Consider the following 16830-nt stretch of genomic DNA (forward strand, 5'->3'; position numbering starts at 1 on the left):
ATGGCCCGCCGACGTCGCCACGAAGAGCACGAAAATCACGAACGCTGGCTGGTGTCCTACGCGGACTTCATCACCTTGCTGTTCGCTTTTTTCGTGGTCATGTATTCCATCTCGTCGCTGAACGAAGGCAAATACAAGGTGCTGTCCGAGGCGCTGGTCGGGGTCTTCAATGAGCCTGAGCGCAGTGTCAGGCCGATCCCCATTGGCGAGCAGAAACCGCAGACCGTACGACCCGCCGACCCGCTGGTTCAGGACAGCGACCAGACCGACGCCGCCCTGGGTCAGGCTGCGGACGACCCGCTGAAATCGATTGCCGATGACGTCAACGCGGCGTTCGGTGACCTGATCGCTTCCAAGCAGATGACCGTGCGTGGCAACGAGCTGTGGATCGAGATCGAGCTCAATTCCAGCCTGCTGTTCGGCAGCGGCGACGCGATGCCGAGCAATCAGGCGTTCGACCTGATCGACAAGGTCGCGAAAATCATCAAGCCGTTCGACAACCCTGTACACGTCGAAGGATTCACCGATAACCAGCCGATCAACACCGGGCAGTTCCCGACCAACTGGGAGCTGTCGTCGGCGCGTTCATCGAGCATCGTGCGCATGCTGGCCATGGACGGGATCAACCCGGCGCGGCTGGCCTCGGTCGGTTACGGCGAATTTCAGCCGCTGACCTCCAACGCCACCGCTGACGGCCGCGCGCGCAACCGCCGCGTGGTGCTGGTGATCTCGCGCAACCTGGACGTGCGCCGCAGCCTCACAGGCTCGGGCACCACGGCCAATGCAAAACCGGATGCTGCGCTGCGCCGTGCTGGCACACAAACTGCACCGGTCCCGGCCAAGCCGCCGCAAGGCGTCAAATCTTCGTCATCTGCCCCTTAAACCCGGTCGTCGCTTTGGTCGGGGGGAAAACGAGTACATGAGAGTCTGGGCAGTAGCCAATCAGAAAGGCGGGGTCGGCAAGACCACCACCTCCATCGCTTTAGCCGGCTTGCTGGCAGAGGCGGGCAAGCGCGTGGTCGTGGTGGATCTCGATCCCCATGGCTCGATGACCAGCTATTTCGGTCAAGACCCCGATACGCTGGAACACAGCAGCTTCGACCTGTTCCTCAACAAGGGCGTGGTGCCTGAAGGCTTGCCTGGCCAGTTGCTGCTGCCGACCAGTGACAAACGTATTTCCCTGCTGCCGTCGAGCACCGCGCTGGCCACCCTCGAACGCCAGTCGCCGGGGCAGAGCGGCCTGGGGCTGGTGATTGCCAAGAGTCTGGCGCAGCTGTGGCAGGACTTCGATTACGCGATCATCGACAGCCCGCCGTTGCTCGGCGTGTTGATGGTCAACGCCCTGGCGGCGAGCCAGCAACTGGCGATCCCGGTGCAGACTGAATTCCTGGCGGTGAAGGGCCTGGAGCGCATGGTCAATACGCTGGCGATGATTAATCGTTCGCGCAAGGTGCCGCTGCCGTACACCATCGTCCCGACGCTGTTCGACCGCCGCACCCAGGCGTCGATGAGCACCCTCAAGCTGCTGCGTGACAGTTATCCGGACCACGTCTGGAATGCGTTCATTCCGGTGGACACGCGGTTGCGCGATGCCAGCCGCGCCGGCGTGACGCCTTCGCAGTTCGACAACAAGAGCCGTGGCGTGCTGGCCTACCGCGCGTTGCTCAAACACATGCTCACCGAACAGCTTGTCGGGCAGGTGGCCTGAGTGTCCGCTGATCATTATTTGTCGAGCGGCGCGTCTGCACGCTCAAGTCCATCGGCTATGCAGCCGATATCTGTTTCAGGCGGCAATCGCATCACTACTTTTCGGGCTCCCGTATGAACCGCCCCCTGGACATCGCTACACGACCACAACTGGCGCTGCAGAACTACCTTGACGCGTTGCTGTTTGACGCGACCGAGGAGTTGCAGGTCGTCGAGTCCGTCGATGAATTTCAAGCGGCCGTGCTCGAAGAGCAGGCCCATGACGCACGCATGCGTTCCGCGGTAGCGGCGGCTGTGGCTGCCGCGTTGCCCCCTGCGCTTCCTGCGTCCCAGCCTGCTCCGATGAGCCGGCCTGCGCCGGTGTCGCTGGCCTATACGGCTCAGCCTGAACCGGTCGCCGCGCGGGTGATGGAACGGCCGGTGGTGATGCCACCGGTGATTCTGCCGCCGGTCATCATGCCGGAGGTCGAGCCTGCCGTTGAGAGCCCGGCCCTTGAGGCCCGGGTGGTGGAAGAACCACCGGTGGCCCTGGTCGAGCCGGTGGTTGACGTGCATCTGTCTGCCCAGCGCACACCGACGCCTCCGCCCACCGGCGATGAGCGCCCGGCCTGGGCTGCCGAGCCGTTCGAATGCCTGCTGTTCGACGTCGCCGGTCTGACCCTCGCGGTGCCGCTGGTGTGTCTGGGTTCGATTTACCCACTGGCGGGCCATGATCTGACGCCGCTGTTCGGCCAGCCGGACTGGTTCCTCGGGATCCTGCCCAGCCAGGCGGGCAACCTGAAGGTATTGGACACCGCGCGCTGGATCATGCCGGACCGGTACCGCGACGATTTCCGTCAGGGCCTGCAATACGTGATCTCGGTTCAGGGCTATGAATGGGGGCTGGCCGTGCACCAGGTCAGCCGCTCGTTGCGCCTGGACCCCAATGAAATCAAATGGCGCACCCACCGTGGTCAGCGGCCCTGGCTTGCCGGGACGGTGATCGAGCACATGTGTGCGCTGCTGGACGTTTCCGAGCTGGCCGAGCTGATCGCCAGTGGCGCGGTCAAGCACATGCACACGCGCAAATAGCATCAGTCATCACGCACATCACATAAACACAGGCCGGCGTACGAATCGTCGACCGCACGGCACAACACGCAAGGGGTTAGGGGTATGAAGAAGTCGTCAGCACAGGGTTCCGAAGATCCGATTCTGCAATGGGTCACCTTCCGCCTGGACAATGAGTCGTATGGCATCAACGTGATGCAGGTTCAGGAAGTGCTGCGCTACACCGAGATCGCACCGGTCCCGGGCGCGCCAAGCTACGTGCTGGGGATCATCAACCTGCGCGGCAACGTCGTCACTGTCATCGACACCCGTCAGCGCTTTGGTCTGCCGCCGGTTGAAGTCAGCGACAACACGCGTATCGTGATCATCGAGGCCGACAAGCAAGTGGTCGGGATCCTGGTCGATAGCGTGGCTGAAGTGGTTTACCTGCGTCAGTCGGAAGTCGAAACCGCGCCGAACGTGGGCAACGACGAATCCGCCAAATTCATCCAGGGCGTGTGCAACAAGAACGGCGAACTGCTGATCCTCGTGGAACTGGACAAGATGATGTCCGAGGAAGAGTGGTCCGAGCTGGAGAACATCTGATTGATTCTTGATGTAGCGGTCATTTTTCTGGCGGTGTTGTGGGTCGCGAGCGTCGCGATGTTCATGGCCCACACCAAACGCTTGCGCACGCTGGCCGTGCAGCAGCTGGAAGCGGATTCGCTGCGTGATCAGCGCATCCGTGAGCTGGCCCGGCGCCTGGAAAATTACCAGGGTGGCACGGTGAAAATGGGTGAGGAACTGCACGAGTTGCGTTCCATCATCGCGCTGCTGCCGGACAAGATCACTGCCCTCGAGCAGCGCGATCCTTCCACGCTGTCCTTCGCCCAGGCCGCCCGCCTGGTCGGGATGGGCGCCAGCATCGACGAGCTCACCCAATCCTGCGGCCTGACCCAGGCCGAAGCGCAGCTGATGACCAAGATGCATGGCGGTAATCGGGGCGCCTGAATGGCGGGAAACCGCGAGTTCCGGGTGCTGCGGCTGACGCCTTCCCGGCTGAAGCCGGTCCTACCAGATGCGCGCGATGCCATTTCTTGTGGTGCTGCGGCTGACGCCTTCCCGGCTGAAGCCGGTCCTACCGGACGCGCGCGGTGCCATTTTTTGTGGTGATGCGGCTGACGCCTTCCCGGCTGAAGCCGGTCCTGCTGGGTACGCGGTTTTTAGTGGGACCGGCTTTAGCCGGGAAGGGGCCCGTTCAAGGGATATGCAGCCTCAACGCGGCGTGATATCCCGCTCCACCGGCCCTGCATTCGGGTCAAAGCCCACCGGAAACTTGCCTTTCAAGTGCCAGGCAAACGCGATGATTTCAGCGATGGTCAGGTACAGCTCCTGAGGAATGCTGTCGCCCAGTTCCAGGCGGGCGAGCATTTTCACCAGTTCGGCGTTTTCGTAGATCGGCACCTTGTACTCCCTGGCAATCGCCAGAATGGCTTCCGCCAGGGTGTCGTCGCCCTTGGCCGTCAGCGTCGGGGCCTGGTGGCCGTCGTAGCTGAGGGCAATGGCCTGACGCGGTGTCTGCTCGGGTCTGCTCATCAGGCGTTCTCGTCGATCCAGCGTTGTTCGAGCACGGCGCGTGGCCCCTGGGGCGGTACGCCGCGATTGCATTCCAGTTCCTTGACGTTCAGACCGCATGCCACCAGGCGCGCACGCAGATTGCCCAGCTCGCTGGAAATCAACTCGGCGCTGCCTTCGCGTTCAGCCCATAACTGGCTGGCGATGCTGCCGGCAATCAGTTGCGCCTGCACGTGCAACGGGCCGAGAGGCTCCAGATCAAACGCCAACTCCAGCCGCCAGAGTTTTTCTCGCTCCCTGGCTTCCTGCGCCGGCGTATCGGCATGCTCATCGCGCTCGGGCGTCTCCTCGCGCTGAACCTTGACCTGCAACGGCACGATGTCGTGGGCGTTGCGCATCGGGATCTCCAGCTGCCAGGTGGTCACCTGGGTGCCGTCGGCATGGGTCCGGGTTTGCTCCAGGCCACCCAACTGATGGCTCTGCAGCCGCGATATCGCCCCCGCCGCCAGTTTCAACAGCATCTCCAGATCGTCTTTGCTTTCCGGATGGCCGAGGGTGCGCGGTGGTAATGGGAAGTTGATCGTTTCGCTCGGCGGCGCCACCAGCCCCAAGGTGCCGAAGGCGCTGCGCAACACGCTGGGCATCGCCCGCGCCAGGGTGTTGCCGGCGGCGGCAGCGCTGTAACTGACGCTGTCCGGCAGGCCCGGCAGAATTTGCGTGATCAGGCGCAGCAGGTTGGCTTTCATGTCCGGCACCAGCGTCGGGTTCTGCCCGGCCAGCAAACGCGGTTCCATGAACAGGCCGCTGGCATTCAGCGCCTGGGCCACGCCCTTGGCAGTGGTCATCTGCGGGACGTCCGGCAGATCGGCCAACAGTTGCTCGATGCTGGCCCGCAGTGACGGCGAAAGGTTGTCGCCATCGGCCGGTGGCGGCAGGTTCTGCAGGGCGGTGATCAGGCCCTGCAGCGAGCCCTGCCGGCTTTGTTGTGTCGACAACTGCTGCGCCAGGGCCAGTTCATCCAGACGATTGGGCAGGGCGACGAAATTCAGCGCCTGACTGTTCTGCACCTGGGCGCTGAGCAGACTGCCGACCCGCAACGGCTGCGGGCTGTCGACGGTCAGGCTGGTGCCGGCCAGGGCCGTGTTGAGCAGGATGACGATGGAGCGGTAATTCGCCGGCTGCGCCCCGCCCGACGATTGCCCGGGGGATTGCCCCGCCAACTGCGCGACATTCTGCGCCGCCACCTGAGTGGTCAGCACTTTGCCTTGCAGCAGCGTGCCAGCGGGCAGTTGCCGCGTGTCGATGCTGGTCAGGCTGTTGGTGGCGGCTTTCTGCAGGTCCTGCACGCTGATGGTCAGGGTGTCGGCCGAGCCCTGGGCGACGTTGACGCTGGTGCCCGGCGTCAGCGGCAGCGAACTGCTGACGGGCAGGGTGGTTTGCCGGCCGTTGTCCATGGTCAGTTTGAGCAAGAGCTGAAAGTCCTGCCCCAGTTGCTTGAGGCTCACCACTTCAGCGCTGGCCACCTGACCTGAGGACAACAGCCCTTCGCGCGGCTCCATCAGCTTGAGCACTTCGCCCGCCGGCACACCTGCGCGCAGCAAGGCCGTGGCCACGTTTACTGGAGAAAGATTGGGTATATCGCCTGTCATCAGATCCCGACTCGGTGAATTTGCGCTCTGGGTGGCGGGCCCGGGTATGTATAATCCGGCACCGACTGCGTCGGCGGTCCACCGTTAAGCTGCACCAGTATAACGGCCGTCATGATCCCGACTTGAACCGCCGTGCCGCTGCTACCGAAAAGAAGGTCCCGATGCCGATCCCCGTTCTTGAAGCCGTGGCGCTGACTTGCGAGCGTGACTGGCGCCTGCTGTTCGAGCATCTCGAATTGCGGCTGAGCGCGGGCGACATGGTGCAGATCAGCGGCCCCAACGGCAGCGGCAAGACCAGCCTGCTGCGCCTGTTGTGCGGACTGATGCAGCCCACCGCCGGCGATGTGCTCCTCGACGGCAAGCCCCTTGCCAGCCAGCGTAGCGAACTGACCCGCCACCTGCTGTGGATCGGCCACGCCGCCGGCATCAAAGACGTGCTCACACCCCTGGAGAACCTCGCCTGGCTCTGCGCACTGCACACCCCCGTGGCGGCCGCCGAGATCTGGCGCGCCCTCGAAGCGGTCGGCCTGCGCGGGTTTGAAGACGTGCCGTGCCATACCTTGTCGGCCGGCCAGCGCCGTCGGGTGGCACTGGCCCGCCTGTATTTGCCGGGCCCCGGCCTGTGGATGCTTGACGAGCCCTTCACGGCGCTGGACAAGCAGGGTGTCGCCCAACTGGAAGCGCACCTGGCCGCTCACTGTGAAAAGGGCGGCGCCGTGGTCCTGACCACTCACCACACGCTGAGTCGCACCCCCTCTGGTTATCGCGAGCTGGACCTGGGGCAGTGGGCGGCATGAGTCACGTGTTCACCCTGTTGATCGCCCGCGAAGCGCGCCTGCTGTTTCGGCGCCCGGCCGAACTGCTCAACCCGCTGGTGTTCTTCGCCATCGTCATCGCCCTGTTTCCCCTGGCCGTCGGCCCTGACACGCAACTGCTGCAGCGGCTGTCGCCGGGGTTGGTGTGGGTGGCCGCGCTGTTGTCCGTGCTGCTGTCACTGGACGGCCTGTTCCGCAGTGATTTCGAAGACGGCTCCCTCGAACAATGGGTGCTGTCGTCGCAACCGCTGGCGCTGCTGGTGCTGGCGAAGGTGCTGGCGCACTGGGCGTTTTCCGGGCTGGCACTGGTTCTGCTGTCCCCGCTGCTGGCACTGATGCTCGGCCTGCCCACCGCGTGTTTGCCGGTGTTGCTGCTGTCGCTGTTGCTGGGCACACCGGTGTTGAGCCTGCTTGGCGCGGTGGGCGCGGCCTTGACGGTAGGGCTCAAGCGCGGCGGTCTGCTGTTGGCGCTGTTGATTCTGCCGCTGTACATCCCGGTGCTGATTCTCGGCAGCGGCGCCTTGCAGGCTGCCCTTGAGGGCATGCCCGCGACCGGTTATCTGCTTTGGCTTGGCAGCCTCACCGCACTGGCGGTAACCCTGACGCCCTTTGCAATTGCCGCTGGTTTGAAGATCAGCGTTGGCGAATAATCGCACCCTGACCGAGCGGACAGTTTTTCCGTCGGCAGGTCACGGACGCTTCAGCCATAAGAAGCGCCTTGCCCTGACAGCAACTCGTGCTGAGACGCACCGTTATAAAGAGCACCGTGATGAAAAGGCAGCGTGATGAACACAAGCGCCAAGGCTAAAGGCGGCATGAGTTGGGCCTGGTTCCACAAGCTCGGTTCGCCCAAATGGTTTTACGGCATCAGCGGCCGTCTGCTGCCGTGGCTGAGCATCGCTGCGGCGCTGTTGATCGGCATTGGCGTGGTCTGGGGCCTGGCGTTCGCGCCCCCGGACTATCAGCAAGGCAACAGTTTTCGCATTATCTATATCCACGTGCCGGCGGCGATGCTGGCCCAGTCCTGCTACGTGATGATGGCGGTGTGCGGCGTGGTCGGGCTGGTCTGGAAGATGAAGATGGCCGACGTCGCCCTGCAATGCGCGGCGCCCATCGGTGCGTGGATGACCGCCCTGGCGCTGGTGACCGGCGCGATCTGGGGCAAGCCGACGTGGGGTTCGTGGTGGGTCTGGGACGCGCGGCTGACGTCGATGCTGATTCTGCTGTTTCTGTACTTCGGCCTGATCGCGCTGGGCAACGCCATTACAAACCGCGACAGCGCCGCCAAGGCCTGCGCCGTGCTGGCCATTGTCGGCGTGATCAACATTCCGATCATCAAGTACTCGGTGGAGTGGTGGAGCACCCTGCACCAAGGCGCGACCTTCAGCCTGACGGAAAAGCCCGCCATGCCCGCTGAAATGTGGCTGCCCCTGCTGTTCACCGTGCTGGGGTTTTACTGCTTCTTCGGGGCGGTGCTGCTGATGCGCATGCGCCTGGACGTGCTCAAACGCGAGGCCCGCGCCGGTTGGGTCAAAGAGGCCGTAGCGAAGCACCTTGGCCACACCGCGTCCCCTCGCCACGGAGCCGAACGATGAGCTTCGAGTCTTTCAGTGATTTTCTCGCCATGGGCAAGCACGGGCTGTATGTCTGGTCGGCCTATGGTATCTGTTTCACCGTGCTGGCGATCAATGTCCTGGCACCGGTTTTCGCGCGTCGGCGTTACCTGCAACAAGAGGCGCGCCGTCTGCGCCGGGAGAGCATTACGTGAATCCGCTGCGAAAAAAGCGCCTGTTGATCATCCTGGCGATCCTCGCCGGGGTCGGCATCGCGGTCAGCCTTGCACTCAGCGCGCTGAAGGAAAACATCAACCTGTTCTACACCCCGACTCAGATCGCCAGCGGCGAAGCGCCCCGTGACACGCGGATTCGCGCCGGCGGCATGGTCGTGCAGGGCTCGCTGCAGCGCTCCTCGGATTCCCTAGACGTCAGCTTCGTTGTCACCGATTTCAACAAGTCGGTCCCCATCACCTATCGCGGCATCCTCCCGGATCTGTTCCGCGAAGGGCAGGGCATCGTTGCACTCGGCAAGCTCAATGGCGATGGCGTAGTGGTCGCCGATGAAGTGCTGGCCAAACACGACGAGAAATACATGCCGCCGGAAGTCGCGAAAGCGCTGAAAGACAGCGGCCAGCCCGCGCCCGCCGCCACGCCCGCCGCCACGCCCGCCGCTCTCCCGGACAAACAGGGGTAAATCATGATTCCCGAACTCGGCCATCTGGCCATGATTTTGGCCCTGTGCTTCGCCATCGTGCAGGCCGTCGTGCCGCTGATGGGCGCCTGGCGCGGCGACCGCCTGTGGATGAGCCTCGCCCAGCCCGCCGCATGGGGGCAGTTTGCCTTTCTGGTGTTTGCCTTTGGCTGCCTGACCCACGCGTTCATGGTTGATGACTTTTCCGTGGCCTACGTCGCCGAAAACTCCAACAGCGCGCTCCCCTGGTACTACAAGTTCAGCGCCGTGTGGGGGGCGCACGAAGGCTCGTTGCTGCTCTGGGCGCTGATCCTCGGTGGCTGGACCTTCGCCGTGTCGATCTTTTCCCGGCAATTGCCCCAGGTCATGCTCGCCCGTGTCCTGGCCGTGATGGGCATGATCAGCGTTGGCTTTCTGCTGTTTCTGATCCTCACCTCCAACCCGTTCAGCCGCATCCTGCCGCAGATTCCCCAGGACGGGCGCGACCTCAACCCGTTGCTGCAAGACATTGGCCTGATCGTTCACCCGCCGATGCTGTACATGGGTTATGTCGGTTTTTCCGTGGCGTTTGCCTTCGCCATCGCCGCGTTGCTTGGCGGTCGTCTTGATGCAGCGTGGGCGCGGTGGTCGCGGCCGTGGACCATCGTCGCCTGGGCCTTCCTCGGCGTTGGCATCACCCTGGGTTCGTGGTGGGCCTATTACGAATTGGGCTGGGGCGGCTGGTGGTTCTGGGACCCGGTGGAAAACGCCTCGTTCATGCCATGGCTGGTGGGCACGGCGCTGATTCACTCCCTGGCGGTCACCGAAAAGCGCGGCGTGTTCAAGAGCTGGACCGTGCTCCTGGCCATTGCGGCGTTTTCGTTGAGCCTGCTGGGCACCTTCCTGGTGCGCTCCGGCGTGCTGACGTCGGTGCATGCCTTCGCCTCCGACCCGGCCCGTGGCGTGTTCATCCTGATCTTCCTGCTGATGGTGGTCGGCGGCTCACTGACCCTGTTCGCTCTCCGCGCGCCAGTGGTGAAGAGCCACGTCGGTTTTGGCCTGTGGTCGCGGGAAACCTTGCTGCTGGGCAATAACCTGGTGCTGGTGGTGGCCGCGTCCATGATTCTGCTCGGCACCCTGTACCCGCTGGTGCTGGATGCCCTGAGCGGGGCGAAGATGTCGGTCGGCCCGCCGTATTTCAACGCGTTGTTCGTGCCGCTGATGGGGTTGCTCATGGCGGTCATGGCGGTGGGCGTGCTGGTGCGCTGGAGGGACACGCCGGTCAAGTGGCTGATGGGCATGCTCGCACCGGTGTTGGTGGGCAGCGCGGTGCTGGCGGTGATCGCCGGTTTCGCCATGGCCGACTTCCACTGGGCCGTGCTTGCCACCTGTTTGCTCGCGGCCTGGGTGCTGCTGGCCGGCGTGCGCGACCTGTTCGACAAGACGCGGCACAAAGGCCCGCTCAAAGGCATGCGTTCGCTGACCCGCAGTTACTGGGGCATGCAAGTGGCGCACCTCGGCATCGCGGTGCTGGCGCTCGGCGTGGTGCTGTCCAGCCAGAACAGCGCCGAACGCGACCTCCGCATGGCCCCCGGAGAATCGGTGGACCTGGGCGGCTACACGTTTGTGTTCGAGGGCGCTCAGCATTATCAGGGCCCGAATTTCACCTCCGATCGCGGCACCCTTCGCGTGCTGGAAGACGGCAAGGAAATCACCGTGCTGCACCCGGAAAAACGCCTGTACACCGTGCAGCGTTCGATGATGACCGAGGCCGGCATCGACGCCGGTTTCACCCGCGATCTGTACGTGGCGCTGGGCGAACCGCTGGAAAACGGCGCGTGGGCGGTGCGTGTCCACGTCAAGCCGTTCGTGCGCTGGATCTGGTTTGGCGGGTTGATCACCGCGCTGGGCGGGGTGCTGGCGGCGCTGGATAAACGATATCGCGTCAAAGTCCGCGCGAAAGTGCGCGACGCGCTGGGCATGACGGGAGCGGCGGTATGAAGCGCTGGATGTTGCTGGCGCCGCTGGTGTTGTTTCTCGGCATGGCGGGGTTGCTGTACCGAGGCTTGTATCTGGATCCGTCGGAACTGCCGTCGGCGCTGATCGGCAAACCCTTCCCTGAGTTCAGCTTGCCCGCGGTGCAGGACGGCAAGCCGCTGACCCGCGCCGACCTGCTTGGCAAACCGGCACTGGTTAACGTCTGGGGCACCTGGTGCGTGGCCTGCCGCGTCGAGCACCCGGTGCTGACCAAGCTGGCGCAGCAGGGCGTGGTGATCTATGGCGTCAACTACAAGGACGTTAATGCCGAGGCGCAGAAGTGGCTCAAGGCGTTTCACGACCCGTATCAGCTGAACATCAACGATGAGGCCGGCAGCCTGGGGTTGAATCTCGGTGTGTATGGCGCGCCGGAGACCTTTTTGATCGATGCCAAGGGTGTCATTCGCTACAAGCATGTCGGCGTGATCGACGAGACGGTCTGGCGCGAGAAGCTGGCGGGCCAGTATCAGGCGCTGGTGGATGAGGGCAAGCCATGATCAGGCGCGATGATGTGCCGGCTGGTCGGGCCTCTTCGCGAGCAAGCTCGCTCCCACAGGGGTTCGGCGGTGTGTCTGCTGGCTTGCTCCTCAAGGGAGTGCGGCGATGGGCTGCTGCTGCGGTGTTGGCGCTCGGTTTTGCAGGTGTTGCTCAGGCGGCGATTGATGCCTACACCTTCAAGGACGACGCCGAGCGTGCCCGCTATACCGAGCTGACTCGCGAGCTGCGCTGCCCGAAATGCCAGAATCAGGACATCGCCGATTCCAATGCGCCCATCGCCGCAGACCTGCGCAAAGAGATCTACCGCATGCTCGGCGAAGGCCGGAGCAATCAGCAGATCATCGATTTCATGGTCGATCGCTATGGCGAGTTCGTGCGCTACAAGCCCGAGCTCAATGCCCACACCTGGCTCCTCTGGTTCGGCCCGGCCGGGCTGCTGGCGGTTGGCGCGGTGTTGATTGGTGTGATCGTCGTGCGCCGCCGTCGCTCAGGCCGCGAAGACGCCGATGTGCTTTCCGACGAGGAGCGTCAGCGCCTCGCCCACTTGCTGGATAAAAACCGCGAATGATCGATTTCTGGATGGCCGCCGGCCTGCTGTTGCTGGTGGCCCTGAGTTTTCTGCTGATCCCGGTGGTGCGCGGCCGCCGCGTACAAACTGAAGAAGATCGCACCGCCCTCAACGTCGCCTTGTATCAGGAGCGCATCGCCGAGCTGCAAGCGCAGCAGGAGGAGGGCGTGCTCTCGGTGGCGCAACTGGACGGCGTTCGTGCCGAGGCTGCCCGTGAATTGCTCGCCGACACCGAAGGCGTGGAGGGCGAGCGGGTTTCGCGCCTGGGCAAGCCGCTGCCGCTGCTCGCCGCGATTCTGGTCCCGGTATTGGCGTTGGGCCTGTATCTGCATTTCGGCGCATCGGACAAGGTCGAGCTGACCCGAGAGTTCTCCCAGCCGCCGGGTTCGCTGGCGCAGATGACCGAGCGGCTGGAGCGTGCGGTCAAGGCGCAGCCGGATTCCGCCGAGAGCGCGTACTTCCTTGCGCGGACCTACATGGCCCAGGATCGCCCGGCCGATGCCGCGCGGATGTTCGAGCGCGCGGCCAAGCTGGCCGGCCGTCAGCCCGAACTGCTGGGGCAATGGGCTCAGGCGCTGTATTTCGCTGGCAACAAGGCCTGGAGCCCGCAGATTCAGGGGATTGCCGAAGAAGCGCTGAAGCTCAATCCCAAGGAAGTCACCAGCCTGGGCTTGATGGGCATCAACGCGTTTGAAAGCCAGCAGTTTGATCAGGCAGTCAGTTACTGGACGCGTTTGCTGGCCGTGTTGCCGCCGGACGATCCCTCCCGTGGGGCGCTGGAAGGCGGGATCAAACGCGCCCGTGACAAGCTCGTGCAAAGCGGCGGCAAGCTGGAAGACACCCAGCCGTTGGCGGTGCAGGCCGCACGCATGAAGGTGCGTGTCACGCTGTCTGAGGCGTTGAAAGCCAAGGTCCAGCCGGACGACACGGTGTTTGTGTTCGCCCGTGCGGTGTCAGGCCCGCCGGCGCCGCTGGCGGTCAAGCGCGTGACAGTGGCCGACTTGCCGGTGGAGGTCGAGCTGAGCGACGCCGACGCGATGATGCCGCAGCTGAAACTGTCGAACTTTGCCGAAGTCCAACTCGTGGCCCGGGTGTCCCGCGCCGGTCAACCTACGGCGGGCGAATGGATCGGCCGCAGCCAGCCATTGCCGAGCAATGTGACGGCGCTGCAGACCCTGACCATCGACAGCCCTGATCAGTAACCTCCGTTAACGCAGCGAGTAGAGAGCCCTTATGTATCGCGTCGCCCGTTTTGCCTTGTTGAGTCTGGTGGTGGGATTGACCGCAGCCTGTGCGGTGCAGCATCCAGGGCCGCAGAGTTCCGAACCGATCCCGACCGTTCCCGGTCCGTCGCCGACGCCGCAGCCCGGCACCCCGCGCACTGCGCCGCAGACACCGCCGTCGACGCCGATCCCTGCGCCCGGCCCGAAAACCTCTTCGCACTTCGCGCCGCCGCCGGGTGGTAACAGCCACTGGGATGCGCGTCTGGGTGTGCATGTGCTGGATAACGTGCCGAACACGTTCTATCGCCAGCGCACGTACTACCGCTGGAATGATGGCTGGACCTGGTCGACTTCGCCCAGCGGGCCTTGGCAGGAGACCGATCCCAGTGGCGTGCCGCCGGGGTTGAGCAAGCAATTCGGGAATTAAGGCCTGGTTCGGCGAGGTCAAGATCAAGAGCGTCTGCCTGGGGGCAGACTGTTTCGCCTTCGGCGAGTTACTTTTAAAAAGCACTAAAAGTAACCAAAAGTGCCTGCTCTCGGTTGGGCCCTTCCTTCGTCAGGGTACCCTCACTCCGACGACGCTCCGTGGTCCCGCGCCGAACGGACATCCATGTCCTGACGGCGCTCTCGCCGCATCCATGCGGCTCGGCCCACTGCGCGTCGTCTGCGCTCGGCCTGCACCAAAGTCGCGTTTGGCGGTGTTTGAGCCTTTTGCGTATGAAGATCAAAAGCAGATCAAAAGCTTCCTGGCTGAAGCCGCTCCTACGGACGTGCGAGGTCTGTTAGTGGGACCGGCTTCAGCCGGGAAGAGGCCGGGTTGCTCACCATCAATTCTGATTGTTCCCACGCTCTGCGTGGTAACGCCGCCCCGGACGCTCCGCGTCCCGCATCCGACGCGCATCAAGGCCTGGGGAGGTGACGCGGAGCGTCACGGGATGCATTCCCACGCGGAGCGGGGGAACGATCAAAGATCACCGGAACACCGCGCACTCGTAGGACCGGCTTCAGCCGGGAAGCCCTTGATCTGTTTTTGATCTTGATCTTCAAACACCTAACGCCCAGACGACACCCATCGCGACTTGGGTGCAGGCTGAACGCAGGTTTTGCGCAGTGGGCCGAGCCGCATGGATGCGGCGAGAGCGCCGTCAGGACATGGATGTCCGTTCGGCGCGGGCCCACGGAGCAAGACCGGAGTGAAGGAACCCCGAGGAACGAGGGGCCCAACCAGGAGCAAAAGCCCTTGGTTACTTGGGGCTTTATCAAGTAACTCGCCGAAGGCGAAACGGTCTGCCCCTAGGCAGACGCTCTTGATCTTGGCGTACTAAGCCGGGGGCTTTATTTCGCCGGGTAGATCTGATCAAACACCCCACCATCGTTGAAGTGGGTCTTCTGCACGGTGCGCCAGTCGCCGAAGGTTTTTTCCACTGACAGGAAATCCACTTTCGGGAAGCGGTCGGTGTATTTGGCCAGCACTGCCGGGTCCCGTGGGCGCAGGTAATTGTTGGCCGCGATTTCCTGGCCTTCTGGCGACCACAGGTACTTGAGGTATTCCTCGGCCACCGCGCGGGTGCCTTTCTTGTCGACCACCTTGTCCACCACGCTCACAGGCGGCTCAGCTTCAGCGGAGACGCTCGGGTAGACCACTTCGAACTGATCGCGACCAAATTCGCGGGCGATCATCTCCGCTTCGTTTTCGAAGGTCACCAGCACGTCGCCGATGTGGTTGGTCATGAACGTGGTGGTCGCGCCACGGCCACCGGTGTCGAGGACGGGCACATGGCTGAACAACTCGCCGACGAACTTCTTGGCCGCCGTTTCATCGCCACCCTTCTTCAGCGTATAGCCCCACGCCGACAGGTAGGTGTAGCGGCCGTTGCCGGAGGTTTTCGGGTTGGGCACCACGACTTCAACGCCCTCCTTGACCAGGTCCGGCCAGTCCTTCAACGCCTTCGGGTTGCCCTTGCGCACGATGAACACCGTGGCCGAGGTAAACGGCGCGCTGTTGTTCGGGAGGCGAGTGACCCAGTCCATGGGCACGAGCTCGCCGTTGTCGGCCAGCGCGTTGATGTCAGTGGCCATGTTCATGGTGATGACATCGGCCGGCAGTCCGTCGATCACCGAACGCGCCTGTTTGCTCGACCCGCCAAAGGACATCTGAATCGTCGGGCTTTCCTGATGCTCGGCATTCCAGTGCTTCTGGAAGGCTGCGTTGTAGTCCTTGTAGAAATCGCGCATCACGTCGTACGAAACGTTGAGCAGCGATGGCGCGGCGGCCTGTGCAGCGCTGCCCAGCGCCAGTCCTGCGGCGAGCAGGGAAGCGGCGAAGATCTTTTTCACTGTGGATTCCTTGTGGCGTTGAGCATGAGGCGTTTATCGATTCGCTCTTGAAAGAGCCGTTGTTAGAACCAGACGAGAGGGCCAATGGCTGGCGACTATAACCAAAGTCGCCAGCCCCCCAATAGATCAAAAACTCATGTGCTTATGTCGGGTTCTGCATTGGCCGGTCCAGCGATCGCGCCGAGCTTGGGGAACAGCGCATTGCCGCAGCGCGAACAGAACGCCGCGTTAGGCTCATGGGCGTTCTTGGCGCAGACCGGGCAGTCGTGCTGCAGCTGATCGCCGCGCATGGCATTGGCCAGTTCGGCGGTGAAAATCCCGGTCGGCACGGCGATGATCGAGTAACCGGTGATCATCACCAGCGACGAGAGGATCTGCCCGATCGGTGTTCTCGGCACGATGTCGCCAAAGCCCACCGTGGTCAGGGTGACGATCGCCCAGTAGATGCCCTTGGGAATGCTGGTAAAGCCGTGCTCCGGGCCTTCGACGACGTACATCAAGGTGCCGAACACCGTCACCAGCGTCGACACGGTGGCGAGAAACACGATGATCTTCTGTTTGCTGCCACGCAGGGCGGCGAGCAGGTAGTTGGCTTGTTTCAGATACGGGCTGAGCTTGAGCACCCGGAAGATCCGCAGCATGCGCACCACGCGCACGATCAGCAGGTACTGCGCGTCGCTGTAATAGATCGCCAGAATGCCCGGCACGATCGCCAGCAGGTCGATCAGGCCGTAGAAGCTGAACGCGTATTTGAGGGGTTTGGGCGAGCAGTACAGGCGCACCAGGTACTCGACCGCGAAGATGAAGGTGAAGGTCCACTCGACCCAGGCCAATGGCGCGGCGTAATTGCGGTGCACGGCCTCGATGCTGTCGATGATCGCCACGAGCAAGCTGCAGAGGATGAGCACCAGCAGAATCTTGTCGAAGCGTCGGCCGGGTTTGGTGTCACTTTGAAAAACGATGATGCGTAGCTGTTCGCGCCAGCTGATGTTGCTGTCCATGGGGTCGTTCCGCGTGCAAGGTCGGCAGAGCGTGGGACAAAGCGCTCAGGAGCGCAACCTGTGAGGCGCCGCACCGCACATCTGATGGCGTCAAAACGGGCCTCTTCCCGGCTAAAGCCAGTCCTACGCAGAGCATTGCGTACATCCGATGGCACTGGCTAGTAC

General features: G+C 63.4%; 19 protein-coding genes. 15 read left to right on the forward strand and 4 right to left on the reverse strand.

All coding sequences use genetic code 11. The features are described from left to right. The 5 genes from motD (at position 1) to IFT99_RS00520 (ending at position 3747) form a co-directional block, all read left to right on the forward strand. Complete coding sequence (gene motD / locus IFT99_RS00500; RefSeq protein ID WP_065987316.1) at positions 1-882, forward strand: flagellar motor protein MotD; 882 nt, start codon at positions 1-3, stop codon at positions 880-882. Positions 883-919: 37 nt separating this feature from the next. Continuing rightward, complete coding sequence (locus IFT99_RS00505; protein WP_065987317.1) at positions 920-1708, forward strand: ParA family protein; 789 nt, start codon at positions 920-922, stop codon at positions 1706-1708. A 113-nt stretch (positions 1709-1821) separates the two neighbouring features. Continuing rightward, entirely contained in the window at positions 1822-2778 is a 957-nt protein-coding gene (locus tag IFT99_RS00510) for a CheW domain-containing protein (RefSeq protein ID WP_192130042.1), read from the forward strand. 84 nt (positions 2779-2862) lie between these two features. Continuing rightward, the gene (locus tag IFT99_RS00515) at positions 2863-3342 is read left to right on the forward strand and encodes a chemotaxis protein CheW (RefSeq protein WP_065987319.1); all 480 of its coding nucleotides are present in this window, start codon (positions 2863-2865) and stop codon (positions 3340-3342) included. Next, positions 3343-3747, forward strand: a complete 405-nt coding sequence (locus IFT99_RS00520; protein ID WP_065987320.1) for a DUF2802 domain-containing protein — start codon at positions 3343-3345, stop codon at positions 3745-3747. A gap of 264 nt (positions 3748-4011) precedes the next feature. On the opposite strand, the gene IFT99_RS00525 is transcribed toward IFT99_RS00520, so the two are convergent. Both IFT99_RS00525 and fliK read right to left on the reverse strand, forming a co-directional pair. Continuing rightward, positions 4012-4332 (reverse strand): EscU/YscU/HrcU family type III secretion system export apparatus switch protein, encoded by a 321-nt coding sequence (locus tag IFT99_RS00525; protein ID WP_065987321.1) that lies wholly within the window; start codon positions 4330-4332, stop codon positions 4012-4014. After that, positions 4332-5960: a flagellar hook-length control protein FliK gene (gene fliK / locus IFT99_RS00530; RefSeq protein ID WP_192130043.1), complete on the reverse strand. Its 1629-nt coding sequence runs from the start codon at positions 5958-5960 to the stop codon at positions 4332-4334. The genes IFT99_RS00525 and fliK overlap by 1 nt, the downstream gene beginning before the upstream one ends. Positions 5961-6121: 161 nt before the next feature. Here fliK and ccmA point away from each other — a divergent pair, with 161 nt between their 5' ends. The 10 genes from ccmA (at position 6122) to IFT99_RS00580 (ending at position 13754) form a co-directional block, all read left to right on the forward strand. Further along, complete coding sequence (gene ccmA, locus IFT99_RS00535; protein WP_192130044.1) at positions 6122-6757, forward strand: cytochrome c biogenesis heme-transporting ATPase CcmA; 636 nt, start codon at positions 6122-6124, stop codon at positions 6755-6757. After that, the gene (gene ccmB / locus IFT99_RS00540; RefSeq protein ID WP_122536817.1) at positions 6754-7425 is read left to right on the forward strand and encodes a heme exporter protein CcmB; all 672 of its coding nucleotides are present in this window, start codon (positions 6754-6756) and stop codon (positions 7423-7425) included. Before ccmA ends, ccmB begins: the two co-directional genes overlap by 4 nt. A 165-nt stretch (positions 7426-7590) precedes the next feature. Further along, the gene (locus IFT99_RS00545) at positions 7591-8370 is read left to right on the forward strand and encodes a heme ABC transporter permease (RefSeq protein WP_192130492.1); all 780 of its coding nucleotides are present in this window, start codon (positions 7591-7593) and stop codon (positions 8368-8370) included. Continuing rightward, positions 8367-8543, forward strand: a complete 177-nt coding sequence (ccmD, locus tag IFT99_RS00550; protein ID WP_065987324.1) for a heme exporter protein CcmD — start codon at positions 8367-8369, stop codon at positions 8541-8543. Before IFT99_RS00545 ends, ccmD begins: the two co-directional genes overlap by 4 nt. Then, positions 8540-9025, forward strand: coding sequence for a cytochrome c maturation protein CcmE (ccmE, locus tag IFT99_RS00555; protein WP_192130045.1), 486 nt, complete (start codon positions 8540-8542; stop codon positions 9023-9025). The genes ccmD and ccmE overlap by 4 nt, the downstream gene beginning before the upstream one ends. Positions 9026-9028: 3 nt before the next feature. Continuing rightward, positions 9029-11002, forward strand: coding sequence for a heme lyase CcmF/NrfE family subunit (locus IFT99_RS00560; RefSeq protein WP_192130046.1), 1974 nt, complete (start codon positions 9029-9031; stop codon positions 11000-11002). Continuing rightward, the gene (locus IFT99_RS00565) at positions 10999-11535 is read left to right on the forward strand and encodes a DsbE family thiol:disulfide interchange protein (RefSeq protein ID WP_192130047.1); all 537 of its coding nucleotides are present in this window, start codon (positions 10999-11001) and stop codon (positions 11533-11535) included. Before IFT99_RS00560 ends, IFT99_RS00565 begins: the two co-directional genes overlap by 4 nt. A gap of 98 nt (positions 11536-11633) precedes the next feature. Continuing rightward, entirely contained in the window at positions 11634-12104 is a 471-nt protein-coding gene (locus IFT99_RS00570) for a cytochrome c-type biogenesis protein (protein ID WP_065987328.1), read from the forward strand. After that, complete coding sequence (gene ccmI, locus IFT99_RS00575; RefSeq protein WP_192130049.1) at positions 12101-13306, forward strand: c-type cytochrome biogenesis protein CcmI; 1206 nt, start codon at positions 12101-12103, stop codon at positions 13304-13306. The genes IFT99_RS00570 and ccmI overlap by 4 nt, the downstream gene beginning before the upstream one ends. A gap of 31 nt (positions 13307-13337) precedes the next feature. Then, the gene (locus tag IFT99_RS00580; RefSeq protein ID WP_192130050.1) at positions 13338-13754 is read left to right on the forward strand and encodes a hypothetical protein; all 417 of its coding nucleotides are present in this window, start codon (positions 13338-13340) and stop codon (positions 13752-13754) included. 908 nt (positions 13755-14662) lie between these two features. On the opposite strand, the gene IFT99_RS00585 is transcribed toward IFT99_RS00580, so the two are convergent. Next, the gene (locus IFT99_RS00585) at positions 14663-15664 is read right to left on the reverse strand and encodes a sulfate ABC transporter substrate-binding protein (RefSeq protein ID WP_192130051.1); all 1002 of its coding nucleotides are present in this window, start codon (positions 15662-15664) and stop codon (positions 14663-14665) included. A 134-nt stretch (positions 15665-15798) separates the two neighbouring features. Then, positions 15799-16665, reverse strand: coding sequence for an ion transporter (locus IFT99_RS00590; protein ID WP_065988735.1), 867 nt, complete (start codon positions 16663-16665; stop codon positions 15799-15801). Positions 16666-16830: the final 165 nt, after the last annotated feature.

It is taken from the genome of Pseudomonas sp. CFBP 8772 (genome assembly GCF_014841665.1).
GTDB classification, from domain to species: domain Bacteria; phylum Pseudomonadota; class Gammaproteobacteria; order Pseudomonadales; family Pseudomonadaceae; genus Aquipseudomonas; species Aquipseudomonas graminis_B.

What these genes read in the sequence shown, in the direction of transcription:
- motD (WP_065987316.1), top strand. Translation starts at nt 1, where the DNA reads ATGGCCCGCCGACGTCGCCACGAAGAGCACGAAAATCACGAACGCTGG.
- IFT99_RS00505 (WP_065987317.1), top strand. Translation starts at nt 920, where the DNA reads ATGAGAGTCTGGGCAGTAGCCAATCAGAAAGGCGGGGTCGGCAAGACC.
- IFT99_RS00510 (WP_192130042.1), top strand. Translation starts at nt 1,822, where the DNA reads ATGAACCGCCCCCTGGACATCGCTACACGACCACAACTGGCGCTGCAG.
- IFT99_RS00515 (WP_065987319.1), top strand. Translation starts at nt 2,863, where the DNA reads ATGAAGAAGTCGTCAGCACAGGGTTCCGAAGATCCGATTCTGCAATGG.
- IFT99_RS00525 (WP_065987321.1), bottom strand. Translation starts at nt 4,332, where the DNA reads ATGAGCAGACCCGAGCAGACACCGCGTCAGGCCATTGCCCTCAGCTAC.
- fliK (WP_192130043.1), bottom strand. Translation starts at nt 5,960, where the DNA reads ATGACAGGCGATATACCCAATCTTTCTCCAGTAAACGTGGCCACGGCC.
- ccmA (WP_192130044.1), top strand. Translation starts at nt 6,122, where the DNA reads ATGCCGATCCCCGTTCTTGAAGCCGTGGCGCTGACTTGCGAGCGTGAC.
- ccmB (WP_122536817.1), top strand. Translation starts at nt 6,754, where the DNA reads ATGAGTCACGTGTTCACCCTGTTGATCGCCCGCGAAGCGCGCCTGCTG.
- IFT99_RS00545 (WP_192130492.1), top strand. Translation starts at nt 7,591, where the DNA reads ATGAGTTGGGCCTGGTTCCACAAGCTCGGTTCGCCCAAATGGTTTTAC.
- ccmD (WP_065987324.1), top strand. Translation starts at nt 8,367, where the DNA reads ATGAGCTTCGAGTCTTTCAGTGATTTTCTCGCCATGGGCAAGCACGGG.
- IFT99_RS00560 (WP_192130046.1), top strand. Translation starts at nt 9,029, where the DNA reads ATGATTCCCGAACTCGGCCATCTGGCCATGATTTTGGCCCTGTGCTTC.
- IFT99_RS00565 (WP_192130047.1), top strand. Translation starts at nt 10,999, where the DNA reads ATGAAGCGCTGGATGTTGCTGGCGCCGCTGGTGTTGTTTCTCGGCATG.
- ccmI (WP_192130049.1), top strand. Translation starts at nt 12,101, where the DNA reads ATGATCGATTTCTGGATGGCCGCCGGCCTGCTGTTGCTGGTGGCCCTG.
- IFT99_RS00580 (WP_192130050.1), top strand. Translation starts at nt 13,338, where the DNA reads ATGTATCGCGTCGCCCGTTTTGCCTTGTTGAGTCTGGTGGTGGGATTG.
- IFT99_RS00590 (WP_065988735.1), bottom strand. Translation starts at nt 16,665, where the DNA reads ATGGACAGCAACATCAGCTGGCGCGAACAGCTACGCATCATCGTTTTT.